Annotated in this window: 11 protein-coding genes; 3 read left to right on the top strand and 8 right to left on the bottom strand. The window is 67.2% G+C overall.

All coding sequences use genetic code 11. The annotated features are described in order from the left end of the window. From ACOJSF_RS01535 to manD, 7 genes are all read right to left on the bottom strand, one after another. A partial coding sequence (locus ACOJSF_RS01535; protein WP_420140479.1) for a signal recognition particle receptor subunit alpha occupies positions 1-227 on the bottom strand: 227 nt, incomplete at its 3' end. Between the two features lie 190 nt (positions 228-417). Continuing rightward, positions 418-1,290, bottom strand: coding sequence for a polysaccharide deacetylase family protein (locus tag ACOJSF_RS01530; protein WP_420140478.1), 873 nt, complete (start codon positions 1,288-1,290; stop codon positions 418-420). After that, positions 1,287-2,531, bottom strand: coding sequence for an SGNH/GDSL hydrolase family protein (locus tag ACOJSF_RS01525; protein ID WP_420140477.1), 1,245 nt, complete (start codon positions 2,529-2,531; stop codon positions 1,287-1,289). Before ACOJSF_RS01525 ends, ACOJSF_RS01530 begins: the two co-directional genes overlap by 4 nt. Then, the gene (locus ACOJSF_RS01520) at positions 2,507-3,994 is read right to left on the bottom strand and encodes a mannitol dehydrogenase family protein (protein WP_420140476.1); all 1,488 of its coding nucleotides are present in this window, start codon (positions 3,992-3,994) and stop codon (positions 2,507-2,509) included. The genes ACOJSF_RS01525 and ACOJSF_RS01520 overlap by 25 nt, the downstream gene beginning before the upstream one ends. Further along, entirely contained in the window at positions 3,991-5,403 is a 1,413-nt protein-coding gene (uxaC, locus tag ACOJSF_RS01515) for a glucuronate isomerase (protein ID WP_420140475.1), read from the bottom strand. The genes ACOJSF_RS01520 and uxaC overlap by 4 nt, the downstream gene beginning before the upstream one ends. Position 5,404: 1 nt before the next feature. Next, a complete protein-coding gene (locus tag ACOJSF_RS01510; protein WP_420140474.1) occupies positions 5,405-6,700 on the bottom strand; it encodes an MFS transporter in 1,296 nt (431 codons plus the stop codon). Between the two features lie 114 nt (positions 6,701-6,814). After that, the gene (gene manD, locus ACOJSF_RS01505; RefSeq protein ID WP_420140473.1) at positions 6,815-8,026 is read right to left on the bottom strand and encodes a D-mannonate dehydratase ManD; all 1,212 of its coding nucleotides are present in this window, start codon (positions 8,024-8,026) and stop codon (positions 6,815-6,817) included. 178 nt (positions 8,027-8,204) lie between these two features. Between manD and ACOJSF_RS01500 the strand changes: the two genes are divergently transcribed. From ACOJSF_RS01500 to ACOJSF_RS01490, 3 genes are all read left to right on the top strand, one after another. Continuing rightward, positions 8,205-10,328, top strand: coding sequence for an alpha-glucuronidase family glycosyl hydrolase (locus ACOJSF_RS01500; protein ID WP_420140472.1), 2,124 nt, complete (start codon positions 8,205-8,207; stop codon positions 10,326-10,328). Between the two features lie 119 nt (positions 10,329-10,447). Further along, the gene (locus ACOJSF_RS01495) at positions 10,448-11,482 is read left to right on the top strand and encodes a LacI family DNA-binding transcriptional regulator (RefSeq protein ID WP_420140471.1); all 1,035 of its coding nucleotides are present in this window, start codon (positions 10,448-10,450) and stop codon (positions 11,480-11,482) included. Between the two features lie 50 nt (positions 11,483-11,532). Then, the gene (locus ACOJSF_RS01490; RefSeq protein WP_420140470.1) at positions 11,533-13,314 is read left to right on the top strand and encodes an IlvD/Edd family dehydratase; all 1,782 of its coding nucleotides are present in this window, start codon (positions 11,533-11,535) and stop codon (positions 13,312-13,314) included. Between the two features lie 90 nt (positions 13,315-13,404). Here the strand turns inward: ACOJSF_RS01490 and ACOJSF_RS01485 are convergent, their stop codons facing one another. Continuing rightward, a complete protein-coding gene (locus tag ACOJSF_RS01485; protein ID WP_420140480.1) occupies positions 13,405-14,814 on the bottom strand; it encodes a sugar porter family MFS transporter in 1,410 nt (469 codons plus the stop codon). Between the last annotated feature and the right edge of the window lie 13 nt (positions 14,815-14,827).

Below are 14,827 nucleotides of genomic sequence, written 5' to 3'. Positions count from 1 at the left end.
TTGACGACCTGCTGGCCCGGCGCGATCGAGCGCAGCACGTTCTGACCGATCGCCGCCTCGGTCGCCTTGTCGACGAAGTCGCGCACCACCGGCAACGCGACGTCGGCCTCGAGCAGCGCGATCCGCACCTCGCGCATCGCGCCGCGCACGTCGGCTTCGGTCAGCGCACCACGGCCGCGCAGGCGGTCGAAGGCGGCGCCAAGCCGGTCGCTCAGACTGTCGAACATAGGCCCAAAATCCTCGTCACATCCGCTCCAACGCAAAGCGAGCCGGCGGACGAAAACTCGTCGGCCGGCTTGGCGCTCACCCTCCCGGTGCTCGCCGATGCGTCACGTTCAAGCGGAACGATGGGGTAGCCCATAGGCCAAAGGTGCCGGCCGGGCAAGCCTGGGTCGCTCCGCCAAGGCATCCCTCAACTCAGCGGCAAAGGCGTCCGATGCGGTCGAGCAGCGCGTTCGATACGGCATCGCCGAGCGGCGGCTGCGCGACCGGCGCACCCTTTGGGTCGACCAGGCCAGCATTGGCGGGGTGCCGGGCCGCCTGGTCGAGCGAGACGAAGCTGAAACCGTGCCGGCGATAGAGCGTGAGCAGGCGGGGCATCATTCGTGCATCGAATGCGCCGAGATGCATCAGCAGAATGTCCGGCGGGGTCTCGCCCGCCGCATCGCGGCGTCCTGCCGACAGGCGGATGCTCGCCTCGGCCGCGTCGAGATAGGCCTGCTCCATCTCGGCCACCGCGCCGGTATCACCTTTGGCCACGCAGCGGGCATAGGGTTCGTTGAACGCCCAGTCGCCGAAGCTCGCGGTGACGGCGGCGATGCGGTATCCGGCGCGCGCCAGATAGGCCCGCGAGGCCGCGCGCTTCGCCGGGTCATCCGCCGCCTCGTCGAGGAACGGAAAACGGAACCAGCGCCAGTCACGTCTACCCGATAGCGCTTTCAACACCGGCTCGTTGCGAGCCACCTCCTGCTCGAACGCCGCCTCATCCAGCTTGGACAGGGAAAGGTGCGACCAGCCATGATTGCCAAGCGGATAGCCCGTCTTGCCCCAGGTGCGCAGCACGTGATCGGTGCCTGGCTCCTTGCCGAGTTGGAAGCCGTTGATGAAGCCATAGACCTGCGGCACGCGCGCCGCCTTCAGCACCGTGAGGATATCGCGCGCCACGTCCATCCGAGTGACCCCGGGCGGCAATGCGGAATGGGCGGGCAGATCGTCAAAGGTAAGCGCGATTTCGCGCGCCTGGACCGGGGCAGCAATCACCACCGCAGCCGCAAGGAACCAGCGCATCATCGGAACAGCGCCTTCAGGTCGATCGCCGCCGCCATCGCCTTGAAGCCGGCGGGCGAGGGATGGATGTGGTCGCCGCTATCATAGGCCGGCAGCAGCCGGTCGGGCCGCGCCGGATCACGCGTCGCGGCGTCCAGATCGGCGACCGCGTCGAACGCCCCGCTTGTCCGGATCCAGGCGTTGACCGCCTGACGATCGGCCTCATTCGCGGCATCCGGATGGTAATAGTCCATCCCCATGTAAGGCATGATGGTCACCCCGATCACGCGAACCCCATGTGCATGTGCGCGGGCAATGATCTGGCGATAGCCCGCGATCATCCGCCCGATCAAAGCGCGATGTTCGTCCCGCGTGGCCGCCCGTTCGCGGGTCAGCGTGCCGAGATCGTTTACGCCTTCCAGGACGATCACCGCCTTGACGCCGGGGCGAGCGAGCACGTCGCGGTCGAACCGCGCGAGCGCGTTCGGGCCGATCCCGTCCAGAAGGAGGCGATTGCCGCCGATCCCCACATTGACCACGCTCAGCGCTCGGGTCTTCGGGCTATCCTGCAACCGGTCTGCCAGCAGGTCTGGCCAGCGATCGTTGCCGTCGGTGGTCGATCCCCGGCCATCGGTGATCGAATCGCCCAGCGTTATGATTGCCGCCGCGCGCGGGGACGCGTCGACCTCGACGCCGCTCAGCAGATACCAATGTTCGATCGGCCGCGCGGCGGACATGTCGGTTGCGGCGAGCTGGTCGCCGGGCTGGTAGAAGGAGCGCGTCCGCGATCCGGGGTGCCCCGTCTGCTGCTTCGGCGCCGCCGCCAGCATCACCGACACCGCCACGCTCGACAAGGCCGCAACATCCAGCGCCACGGGATCGGACAGATAGTCCGCACCCGCCGGGATGGTTACCGACGGTCGCCGGTCGAAAGTCAGCGCCCGGTCGCTGCCGGCCACGATTCGCGCGCTTCCCGCCGCCACCGCGCGTGCGACATGCGCCCCGTCGATCGTCAGCGGCTCGCTGCCGAACGCATTGGAAAAACGGATGCGCACCGCCTGCCCAGCCAGCGTGATGCGTACGACCTGCCGCAAGGTGGCACCGGTAAAGGCGGCGGCGGGTGCCTCATTGCCGGGCTCGACCAGTTGCTGCGCCGAACCCCACGCCGCAACCCATTTGGCGCTCGCGGGCTGCGCCAGCGCGGCTATAGCGAACAGCGCAAACATGCTGCGCCGCCCGGTCAGCTTCGCCTGGAAGAACCCCATGTTCCGAACCTCTCCTCCATCACGGCTCTTGCCCCCTTCTGGCGGAGATCTTCGAGCGACCGCGCCAGTGATGCGGTGAATCCGTCATGCGCTGCAAGCGCGGGCGGGAAGATCGCATCGATCGCCATCAGCCCGCGCACCGCTTCGGCGGTGGGCAGGCGCGCCACTGCGGCGGTGCGCGCGGCGAGCGGATCGTCGACGACATGCGCCATGCCGGCGTCGTCACGCCCGTCCTGCCAGCGCATCCAAGCCGCGACGGCCAGCGCCATCACCCCGACATCCTCGCCCCGCTCCAGCCGCTGCCCGATGCCGTGCAGCAGGCGCTGCGGGAGTTTCTGCGATCCATCCATCGCGATCTGCAGGGTGCGGTGGCGGAGCGCCGAGTTGGTGAAGCGCGCCATCAGCTGCGCCCGATAAGCCGCCACGTCGAGCTCGGCCGGCGGCGTGAGCGTCGCCTCGGCCTGATCCCACAATGCCTCGACGAAGCCGCGCCCCCCGTCGAATGCGACGAATTGATGGACGAACTCGATTCCGGCCAGCGCGCCGAGGTAAGCGAGGCCCGAGTGCGCGCCGTTGAGCAGGCGCAGCTTCGCCTCCTCCCACGGCGCGACGGCGGTGGTCAGCTGGACGCCGTGCGCCGCAAGGTCCGGCCGCTCGCCCGCGAACCAGTCCTGCACCACCCATTGCGTGAAGGGCTCGGTCTTGACCATCGCGCGATCCTCGACCCCGATCTTCGCGGTCAATGCGGCGATGTCCTCGGCCTCGGTCGCGGGCACGATCCGGTCAACCATCGTCTCGGGGAATGCACCTTCGCCCTCGATCCATTTGGCGAGGTCCGGATCATGCCGGCCCGCGAGCGCCAATGCCGCCGCGCGGAGGCGCGTGCCGTTATGCGGCAGGTTGTCGCACGAGATCGCGGTGAACGGCGCGAGGCCCGCCGCGCGGCGGGCGGCGAGCGCCGCGACGATCAAGCCCGGCGCGGTGCGCGGCCGATCGAGCGAGGCGAGGTCGGCGGCAAGGTCCGCATCGCTTTCGATCAACGCGCCCGTCGCGGGATCGAGCTTATAGCCCTTCTCGGTCACGGTCAGCGTGACAAGGTGCGTGTCCGACGCGGCCATCGCCGCCACTAGCCGCGTAGGATCCTCCGGCGCGACGAGCACGTCGCGGATCGCGCCGACGAGCTGGATCCGTTCGTCCTCGCCGTCGCGCACGACCAACGAATACAGGCCGTCCTGCGGCACCATCTGGTCGCGCACCGACGCTGAACGGAGCGAAGCGCCCAGCACGCCCCAGCGCAGGTCGCCACTCTCAAGCGTGGCTTCGTAATAGGTCGCCTGATGCGCGCGGTGGAACGCGCCCGTGCCGAGGTGGACGATGCCCGTGCGTACCGCCGCGCGATCATAGGTGAAGCGCCGGACCGTTGGCGGCAGTGCCCGTGCGCTGCCCTCGTTCAGCCGGGTCACAGCTTGTACGCCGCCTTGACCAGATCATAGGTCAGTGCGCGTGCGACCTCGTGCGCCTCGTCCTCGGGCAGGCGGTGTTCGGCCACCAGCCGCGCGAGAAAGGCACAGTCCATCCGCCGCGCGACATCGTGCCGCGCCGGGATGGAGAGGAAGGCACGCGTGTCGTCGTTGAAGCCGACCGTGTTGTAGAATCCCCCCGTTTCGGTCGCGCGCTCGCGGAAACGGCGCATGCCCTCGGGGCTGTCGTGGAACCACCAGGGCGGGCCGAGCCGCAGCACCGGATAATGCCCCGCGAGCGGCGCGAGTTCGCGGCTGTAACTGTCCTCATCGAGCGTGAAGAGGATCAGGCTGAGGCGCGTGTCGTTGCCGAAACGGTCGAGGAGGGGTTTCAGCGCGCGGACATATTCGGTCTGGACGGGGATGTCCGCGCCCTTGTCGCGTCCGAACCGCGCGAACACCGATGCATTGTGGTTGCGGAAGACGCCGGGGTGGAGCTGCATGACCATCCCGTCCTCGATCGACATGCGCGCCATCTCGGTCAGCATCTGGCCCCGAAACAGTTCGGCCTCCTCGGCCGTGACAGGGCCGGCCAGGACCCTGGCATAGAGCGCCTCCGCATCGGCCCTGGACAGGTCGGCGGTGAAGGCGGTCGGATGACCGTGGTCGGTCGAGGTCGCACCCGCCTCGCGGAAGAAGGCGCGGCGATTTTCGTGCGCGCGCAGATACCCGGCCCAGGTCGAGACGTCCTCGCCGGCAACCTCGCCGAAGCGCTGGAGATTGTCGGCGAAGCCGTCATGCTCCGGATCCAGCACCGGATCGGGGCGGTAGGCGGTGACGACCCGGCCGGCCCAGCCGCTGTCGCGGATCGCCTTGTGATGAACGAGCGGATCGAGCGGGCTTTCGGTGGTCGCGATCACCTCGATCCCGTAACGCTCGAACAGCGCGCGCGGGCGAAAGGCGGGGGTCTTCAGCGCCGCGTCGATCGTCTCGTAATACAAATCGGCGGTCGAGGATTCGAGCAGGACATCGAGCCCGAACACCTCCGCGAACACCCAGTCGAGCCACGCGCGCGAAGGCGTACCGCGCAGCAAATAATAACGATCTGCCAGCAGCTTCCAGATGGCGCGCGGATCGCGCTCGGTCGGGCTGCCGTCGCGGGTCGACAGGCCGAGCTGCTCGAGCCTTACGCCCTGCGAATAGAGCATCCGGAAGACATAATGGTCGGGGATGATCAGCAGTTCGGCCGGGTTCGCAAAGGGCTGGTCATAGGCGAACCAGGCCGGATCGGTGTGGCCGTGCGGGCTGACGATCGGCAGGTCCTTGATCGGCTGATACAGAGCGCGCGCGATAGCACGGACCCGATCGTCCGCGGGAAACAAGCGATCGGGATGAAGCGCGAGCTTCGCCATGTCAGCGCGGCCGGACGGCGAGGTCGGTCACCGGTACATATCGCGGATTGAGCAGATGGACGACCAGGAGCGCCAGCAGATAGGCGAAGCCACACGCGACGAAGAACGGACCGTAGCTACCCACCGCGTCGAGCAGCGCCCCCAGCGACTTGGCGGCGATGAAGCCCCCGGCCGCCCCAGCAAACCCGCCCAGCCCGATCAGCGTCCCCTGCGCATAACGCGGGAACAGATCGCCGGGAGTCGCGAACAGGTTGGTCGAAAAGCCCTGGTGCGCCGCGCAGGCCATGCCGATCAGCAGCACCGCCAGCCAGATATTGCTCGCCTCCGCCGCGAACATTACCGGCACCGCGAACAGCGCGCAGAAGAACATTGCCCGCTTGCGCGCCCGGCCGGTATCCACGCCCCGCTTCAGCAGGTGCGACGAATACCATCCGCCCACGATCGCACCGACATCGGCAAGGATGTAGATTGCCACCAGCGGCGGGCCGAAATTCTTGAGGTCGTAGCCGTAGCGCTCGCTGAAGAAGCCGGGCAGCCAGAACAGGAATGTCCACCACACTGGATCGATGAGGAAGCGGCCCGCCATATAGGCCCAGGTCTGGCGGTGGCGCAGAACCTGAGCGAAGCCGGCGCGCCCGACATCCTCCGCCGGTTCCGCCTCGATGAAGGCGCGTTCCTCGGCGGAAAGACGCGGATGATCAGCAGGCTGGCGGTAGAAGATCCACCACGCCGCGATCCAGACCAGGTTGAACAGGCCGGTGACGATGAACGCCCAGCGCCAGTCGAGCAGCAGCCCGGCGACGATGAACGACACCAGCAGCGGCGTGACGATCGCGCCGACATTGGCCCCGGCGTTGAAGATGCCGATCGCCAGCGCGCGCTCCTTCTTGGGGAACCATTGCGACGCCGCCGCGAGCGCGGACGGATAGGTGCCCGCCTCGCCCAGCGCGAGCGGGATACGCGCGATCGCGAAACCGGTCGTGCTGGTCACCAGCGTCTGCGCGAAATGGCCGATGGTCCACATCGACATCGACAGGAGATAGCCGATACGCGGACCGACCCGGTCGATCAGCCAGCCGAAGAAGAGGAACCCGATGCCGTAGACGACCTGGAAATAGCCCGTGACATCCCCGTAGCCTGAATTCGTCCAGCCATAGAGCTGTTCGAGTTGCGGCTTGAGCACGCCGAGCACGAGGCGGTCGATGTAGCTGAGCACGACCGCGAGGAAGAGCAGGGCACAGATTACCCAGCGAACGCGTCCGCGCGGCGGCTTTGGGACGGCGGTGGCGTCGGTCATCGATCTTCCCTCATGCCGGGCAGGCGATTGTGGCCCGCTGAAACCGGAGCAGCCTGCGGGATTGTCGCACGCCGCTCACGATGATGGGCGCCCGCGTGCACGGGCGCCATGCTTCTACCAGATGAACAGCGTGCCATCCTCCAGCCGGTTCACCGGCAGGAAGGCGCGCTTGTACGGATATTGGGCGGCCAGCGCCTCGTCGAGATCGACGCCGAGGCCGGGCTTGTCACCCGGATGCATCAGCCCATTTTCGAACGTGTAGGCATGGGGGAAGACCGCGTCGGTCTCGGGCGTGTGGCGCATATATTCCTGCACACCAAAATTGGGCACCGACAGATCGAAGTGGAGCGCCGCCGCCATGCAGACGGGGGACAGGTCGGTCGCGCCATGGCAGCCGGTCCTGACCTGATAGAGGTCGGCCAGCGCGGCGATGCGGCGCAAATGGGTGATGCCGCCGGCATGGACCACGGTTGCGCGGATATAGTCGATCAACTGGTTCTCGATCAGGTCCTTGGCATCCCAGATCGAGCTGAACACCTCGCCCACCGCGAGCGGGGCGGTGGTGTGCTGGCGGATCAGGCGGAACGCCTCCTGATTTTCGGCCGGCGTCGCATCCTCCAGCCAGAAGGGGCGATAGGGCTCGAGATCCTTGCCCAGCCGCCCCGCCTCGATCGGCGTCAGGCGGTGGTGGATGTCGTGCAGCAGGTGCACGTCCCAGCCGAGCGCCTCGCGCGCCTTGTCGAACAAGGGCGGGACCGAGCGCATATATTTGCTCGTCGACCAGACGTTCTCGGTCGGCAGATCGGCGTCGGCCGGCTCGTAGAAATAGCGGTCCTTGCTGACCCCATAGGTCGAGGCGAGGCCGGGCACGCCCGACTGGATGCGGATCGCCTTGTAGCCCTCCTCCTGGTAGCGGAGCGCGTTGTCGACCGTCTCTTCGATGTTCTTGCCGTTGGCGTGGCCATAGACCATCACGCCCTCGCGGCTCGCCCCGCCGAGCAGCTGGTAGAGCGGCAGCCCGGCGACCTTGCCCTTGATGTCCCACAGCGCCATGTCGACCGCCGCGATCGCAGTCATCGTCACCGGCCCGCGCCGCCAGTAGGCGCCCTTGTAGAGATATTGCCAGATATCCTCGATCCGGTGCGCGTCGCGACCGATCAGGCAGGGGACGACATGGTCTTCGAGATAGGCCACCACCGCTTTCTCGCGGCCGTTGAGCGTCGCATCGCCCAACCCATAGACGCCCTCGTCCGTCTCGATCTTCAGCGTCACGAAATTACGCCCCGGGCAGGTGACGATGACGCGGGCGGACGTAATTCTGGGCAAGATGCTCTCCCGAACTCAAGGGCTTTACGCTTTTTCTAGGCACATCCGCGCGGCGCGGGCAACGCCGGACAAAGCGTGCCTTTCATCGTGTCATACCCATGGTGTAGGTGCCGAACCGCAGTCAATCGAGACCATCGTCGGCCACGTACCGGCGGCCACGAGAGGAATGATTTTGTCGATGATCCGCGCCCTGCTCGCTCTTCTCCTGCTGCTTGGAGCGGCGTCGGCCCGGGCGGAGGACGGTTACCGGCTCTGGCTGCGCTACGATCCGCTTCCCGCGTCGCTCGCCGGCCCGGCGGCGGCGGCGCTGGGGCGCGAGATCGTGGTGGGCGAGACGGATCCACGGCTGGCCAGCGCCGCGGGCGAACTGCGCCGCGGCCTCGATGGGCTGCTGGGAAGCGAGCGCGCCGGGGGGATGGTCCTGATCGGCACCCCGGCCGACCCGCGCATCGCCGCGCTGAAACTGCCGCTCGCGCGTCTGGGCACGGAAGGCTATCTGATCCGGACGACGCGGATCGACGGCAGGCCCGCGACGATCGTCGCCGCCAACGGCCCGGCGGGCGCGCTTTACGGCAGTTTCGCGCTGCTCCGCCTCGTTCAGATAGGTGCGCCGCTCGACGCGCTCGACAAATCTTCCGCCCCCCGGCCGAAGCTGCGCGTGCTCAACCATTGGGACGATCTCAATGGGCATGTCGAGCGCGGTTATGCCGGCCAGTCGCTGTGGGACTGGTGGAAGCTGCCCGATTTCCGCGATCCGCGTTATACCGATTATGCCCGCGCCAACGCATCGATCGGGATCAACGGCACGGTCCTCAACAACGTCAATGCGAAGTCGGACAGCCTGACGGCGCGTTATATCGCAAAGGCGGCGGCGCTGGCGGACGTGTTCCGCCCCTGGGGGATCAGGGTCTACCTGTCGGCGCGTTTCACGGCGCCGATGGAGCTGGGCGGCCTCAAGACCGCCGACCCGCTCGATCCCGCCGTCGCCGCCTGGTGGCGCGCCAAGGCGGACGAGATCTATCGGGCGATCCCCGATTTCGGCGGCTTCCTGGTCAAAGCCAACAGCGAGGGGCAGCCCGGCCCGCGCGATTATCATCGTAGCCATGCCGATGGCGCCAATGTCCTGGCGCAGGCGGTCGCGCCGCATGGCGGGATCGTGATGTACCGCGCCTTCGTCTATGCCGAGGACAATCCGGTCGACCGCGCCAAGCAGGCCTATGATGAGTTCAAGCCGCTCGACGGCAAGTTCGCCGACAATGTGCTCGTCCAGGTCAAGAACGGCCCGCTCGATTTCCAGCCGCGCGAGCCGTTCCACCCGGTGTTCGGCGCCATGCCGAAGACGCCGCTGATCGTCGAATTCCAGATCACGAAGGAATATCTCGGGCAGGCGACGCACCTTTCCTACCTCGGCCCGCTGTTCAAGGAAGTGCTCGACGCCGACACGCATATGCACGGCAAGGGCACAACGGTCGCGCGCGTGATCGCGGGCGAGGCCGATGGCCACAGGCTGTCCGGCATCGCCGGGGTCGCGAATATCGGCACCGATCGCGACTGGTCGGGCTCTACCTTCAACCAGGCTGATTGGTACGCTTTCGGCCGGCTGGCATGGGACCCGGACCTGTCGCCCAAGACGATCGCAACGGAATGGGCGGCAATGACATTCGCCCCAGACCCGACCGTGGTGGAGCCGACGGTGGCGATGATGATGGGATCGCGTGAGGCGGTGGTGAATTACATGACACCGCTCGGCCTGGCCCACATCATGGGGACAGGACACCATTATGGACCGGCGCCGTGGGTCAGCGAGCTTGCCCGGCCCGAATGGAACCCGGTTTATTATCATCGCGCCGATGCCGGCGGGATCGGGTTCGATCGGACGGCCAAGGGAAGCGACGCGGTCGCCCAATATGCTCGCCCGCTCGCCCGGCTATGGAGCGATCCCCGCACCACGCCCGACAATGTGCTGCTGTGGTTCCACCATCTTCCATGGGACTATCGCATGAAGTCCGGCCGGATCCTGTGGGACGAAATGGCGTTTCGTTATCAGGCGGGCGTAGATCAGGTGATCCGCCTGCAAGGCGATTGGGAAGCGTTGCAGCCCCGTATCGATGCGGAACGCTTCGAAAAGACCAAGGATTTCCTGGCGATCCAGCGCAAGGAGGCCGAATGGTGGCGTGACGCCTGCCTCCTCTATTTCCAGACCATGTCGAAGCGGCCCCTGCCCGACGGCGTGCCGCCGCCGGCGCATACGCTGGATTATTACAGGAGTCTCACCTTCCCCTTCCCGCCCGGGAACGGCTGACACCGGTCATGACTTGCCCGCTCCGGCTTTTTTGGTCAGGTAGATTACGGAACCGACATGGTCGGCCGGGGGGATGAAGGGCGCTGCGGGTGAGCCAGAGGAGCCGAGGGGCGCGCACGGTGCCGACGATCACGGACGTCGCCGAAGCGGCGGGCGTTTCGCCCATGACGGTGTCGCGCGTCATCAATGGTGAGGCCAATGTGCGCGATACGACGCGCGAGGCGGTCAACCAGGCGATCAAGCGTCTCGGCTACGCGCCCAACAAAGCTGCGCGCAGCCTGGCCGGGGGGCAGGAGGGTCGCATCGCATTGCTCTACAGCAACCCCAGCGCAGCCTATCTCAGTGAATTTCTGATGGGCGGGCTCGATGGCATCGCCGCCGGCCATGCCCAGCTCATCATCGAGAAGTGCGAGCTGGGTGACGAGGAAAAGGAGGCGATCGACCACGTCCTGCAAAGCGGCGTGCACGGCGTGGTGCTGCCCCCGCCGCTGTGCGATTCCGCCGGACTGATCGATGCGCTGCGCGCCGCCGACATTCCGCTCGTGGTCGTGGCGAGCGGCCGGCCGCCCGCCGGCGTGCTGGCTGTCCACATCGATGATGCGGAGGCGGCGCATGCGATGACCCGCCATCTGATCGACATGGGCCATCGCCGCATTGGCTTCATCGTCGGCAATCCGAACCAGAGCGCGAGTGCACGTCGGCAGGAAGGGTATGAGCGCGCGCTGGATGAAGCGGGCATCGCCGTCGATCCGGCGCTGATCGCGCCCGGCCTGTTCACCTATCGCTCGGGCCTTGACGCCGCCGAACGGCTGCTCTCGCTCGTCGACCGGCCGACCGCCATCTTCTCCAGCAATGACGACATGGCAGCGGCGACGGTGGCGGCCGCGCACCGCCATGGGCTGGACGTGCCGGGCGACATCACGGTCTGCGGGTTTGACGACATCCCGCTCGCCACCACGATCTGGCCGGAACTGACCACGATCCGCCAGCCGATCCGCGACATGTCGCGTGCGGCAGTCGAGCTGTTGATGAGCGAGATCCGCGCGCGGCGCGATCCCGTGCGCCCGGCGGCACGGCACCTGCTGCTCGATTTCACGCTGGTCCGCCGGCAATCCGACGCGCCCCCGCGCCGTAGGCCTGCCACCTCGGCTTGACAGCACGGCGCGGCCGGATTGTAGCGCTCCCATCCTTTCCGGAGAGCCTCGTGACCCGCCAACCCGCCCGCCCCTTCCGCTCGCGCGACTGGTTCGCCGATCCGGCCCGCAGCGACATGGTCGCGCTCTATCTGGAGCGCTTCATGAATTACGGTGTCACGCCCGAGGAACTGCGCTCGGGCAAGCCGATCATCGGCATCGCCCAGTCCGGAAGCGACCTCAGCCCATGCAACCGCAACCATGTCGAGCTGGCGAAGCGCACCGCCGCCGGCATCCGCGACGCGGGCGGCATCCCGATGGAGTTCCCGGTCCATCCGATCTTCGAAAATTGCCGCCGCCCGACCGCCGCGCTCGACCGCAACCTGCTCTATCTCGGGCTGGTCGAGATCCTCTACGGCTATCCGATCGACGCGGTGGTGCTGACCACCGGCTGCGACAAGACCACGCCGTCGCAGATCATGGCCGCCTCGACCGTCGACATTCCCGCGATCGTGCTTTCGGGCGGGCCGATGCTCGACGGCTGGCACGAGGGTGATCTGGTCGGATCGGGCACCGTCATCTGGCGCTCGCGCCGCAAGCTGGCGGCGGGCGAGATCGACGAGGAGGAATTCCTCAAGCGCGCGACCGACAGCGCGCCGTCGGCGGGCCATTGCAACACGATGGGCACCGCATCGACCATGAACGGCGTGGCGGAGGCGCTCGGCCTGTCCCTGCCCGGCTGCGCCGCCATCCCTGCGCCCTATCGCGAGCGGGGGCAGATGGCCTACCGCACCGGCCAGCGGATCGTGGAGATGGCCTATGAAGACCTGCGGCCGTCCAAGATCCTGACGCGCGAGAGCTTCCTCAACGCGATCGCTTTCGTCAGCGCGGCGGGCGGATCGTCCAACGCCGAACCGCATATCATGGCCATGGCACGCCATGCCGGCGTCGACCTGTCGCCCGCCGACTGGATGGCGCACGGCTATGACCTGCCGCTGCTGCTCAACATGCAGCCGGCCGGGAAATATCTAGGCGAGCGTTTCCACCGCGCGGGCGGCGTTCCCGCCCTGCTGTGGGAATTGCTCGAAGCCGGCAAGCTCCACGGCACCTGCGCCACCGTCACCGGGCGGAGCGTCGCCGAGAACCTGTCCGGCCGCGAGACGCGCGATCGCGAGGTGATCCGGCCGTTCGCCGAACCGCTGCAGGAGAGGGCCGGCTTCCTCGTCCTGTCCGGCAACCTGTTCGACCATGCGATCATGAAGACCAGCGTGATCTCGGCCGAATTTCGTGCCCGCTACCTCAGCAGGCCGGGCTCCGAAGGCGCGTTCGAGGCGCGCGCGATCGTGTTCGACGGCGCGGACGATTACCACCATCGCATCAACGATCCCGCGCTCGGCATCGACGAGAATTGCATTCTGGTGATGCGCGGCGCCGGGCCGCTCGGCTGGCCGGGATCGGCCGAGGTGGTCAACATGCAGCCGCCCGACGCGCTGATCCAGCGGGGCGTGATGTGGCTGCCGACGCTCGGCGACGGGCGCCAGTCGGGCACGTCGGACAGCCCCTCGATCCTCAACGCCTCGCCGGAGAGCGCGGCGGGCGGCGGGCTGTCATGGCTTCATACGGGCGACGTCATCCGGATCGACCTGAACGCCGGCACCTGCAATGCGCTGGTCGACGAGGCGGAGATCGCGCGGCGCAGGGCCACGGAAGCAATGCCGCCCGTCCCACCGAGCAACACACCCTGGGAGGAGCTGTATCGCGAGAAGGTCGGGCAGATGCACGAGGGCGCGGTGCTCGAGTTCGCGCTGAAATATCGCGGCGTCGCTAATCGGACCCCGCGTCACAATCACTGATCGCCACAGCCGCTTCGACGCGGCCGATAAGGAAAAGGCCCGCCGCTCGATGGAGCGGCGGGCCTCTTTCTTGGGGCTAGGAAGCTAGGATCAGCCTTCCATCTGCTCCAGCTCGCGGCCGCGCGTCTCGTTCAGCAGCTTCTTCACCAGGAAGAAGGAGATGAAGGCCGAGAGCGCGTAAAAGCTGTAAGTCGGCGCCAGCCCGACATTGACGAGCAGCCACGGGAAGCTGACCGAGATGAGGAAGTTCGCCATCCACTGCGCGAAGCCGCAGACGGCCAGCGCCGAACCGCGGATCTGGTTGGGGAACATCTCACCCAGCATGACCCACATGATCGGGCCCCAGCTGAGATTGAACAGTGCCGAATAGCCGAGCGCGCTGATGAAGGCGACGCGGCCGAGCCCGCCGGGGAGCTGCAGCGCGCCGGCGGCGTCGAACACCCCCTGCGAGAAGGCATAGGCCATCAGGCCGAGCGTGACCGTCATGCCAGCCGAGCCGATCAGCAGCAGCGGCTTGCGCCCGATCTTGTCCACCAGCAGCACCGTCAGGATGCACGCGCCGATCGAGACGACGCCCGAGATGATGTTGGTGAGCAGCGCGTCATTTTCGCTGAAGCCGACCGCCTGCCACAGCACCGCGCCATAATAGAACACGATGTTGATGCCGACGAACTGCTGGAACACCGCGAGCATCATGCCCGCCCAGACGATCGGACGAACCTTGCCGGTGGTCTTGTCCTTCAGGTCGCTGAGCTTGGGCCGATGATTGTCGGACGCGAGCGTGGAGCGGATCTCGGCGACCTTCGCGGTGGCGGCCTCGGCCCCGAACAGCTTGGTCAGGACGGCATGCGCCTCGGCCTCGCGGCCGCGCACGACCAGGAAGCGCGGGCTTTCCGGGATCAGCAGCAGCGCGAGGAAGTAGACCAGGGCCGGGATCGACTGCATCCAGAACATCCAGCGCCATGCCGGATAGCCGCCCCACAGGATCGCCTGCGAGCCGCCGGCCGCCTGCGCCAGGACGTAGTTGGCGATGAAGGCACCGGTCAGGCCGGTGATGATCATGATCTGCTGGATCGAGGACAGCCGCCCGCGAATGCTCGCCGGCGTCACTTCGGAGATGTAGACGGGCGACAGGACCGACGCCGCGCCGACGCCGAAACCGCCGAGCAGGCGCGCGAGCACGAACAGCTCCGATCCGGGAGCCGCGCCCGCCAGCAGCGCGCTGATGAAGAACAGGATGGCCGAGATCCGCATCACCCCGCGCCGGCCGAGCCGGTCGGACAGGCGGCCCGCCGCGAAAGCGCCGATCGAACAGCCGATCAGGATCGCGCCGACGTTGAAGCCGGTGCCCAGCTTCGACAGGTTGAACGCATGCTCAAGGCCGTCCTGCGTGCCGTTGATGACGCCGCTGTCATAGCCGAACATGAAACCGCCGAGGGGGGCCACCGCGCCCAAGAAATCGCTTAAGGCCAGGTTGACCAGGCACACCCCCCGCACCACAAAAAAAACACCC

It is taken from the genome of Sphingomonas sp. (assembly GCF_048594985.1).
Classification (GTDB): domain Bacteria; phylum Pseudomonadota; class Alphaproteobacteria; order Sphingomonadales; family Sphingomonadaceae; genus Sphingomonas_I.
Note: the sequence above shows the minus strand (reverse complement) of the source record. Positions and strands in the feature narration are given on the sequence as shown.

What these genes read in the sequence shown, in the direction of transcription:
- ACOJSF_RS01530 (WP_420140478.1), bottom strand. Translation starts at nt 1,290, where the DNA reads ATGATGCGCTGGTTCCTTGCGGCTGCGGTGGTGATTGCTGCCCCGGTC.
- ACOJSF_RS01525 (WP_420140477.1), bottom strand. Translation starts at nt 2,531, where the DNA reads ATGGGGTTCTTCCAGGCGAAGCTGACCGGGCGGCGCAGCATGTTTGCG.
- uxaC (WP_420140475.1), bottom strand. Translation starts at nt 5,403, where the DNA reads ATGGCGAAGCTCGCGCTTCATCCCGATCGCTTGTTTCCCGCGGACGAT.
- ACOJSF_RS01510 (WP_420140474.1), bottom strand. Translation starts at nt 6,700, where the DNA reads ATGACCGACGCCACCGCCGTCCCAAAGCCGCCGCGCGGACGCGTTCGC.
- ACOJSF_RS01500 (WP_420140472.1), top strand. Translation starts at nt 8,205, where the DNA reads ATGATCCGCGCCCTGCTCGCTCTTCTCCTGCTGCTTGGAGCGGCGTCG.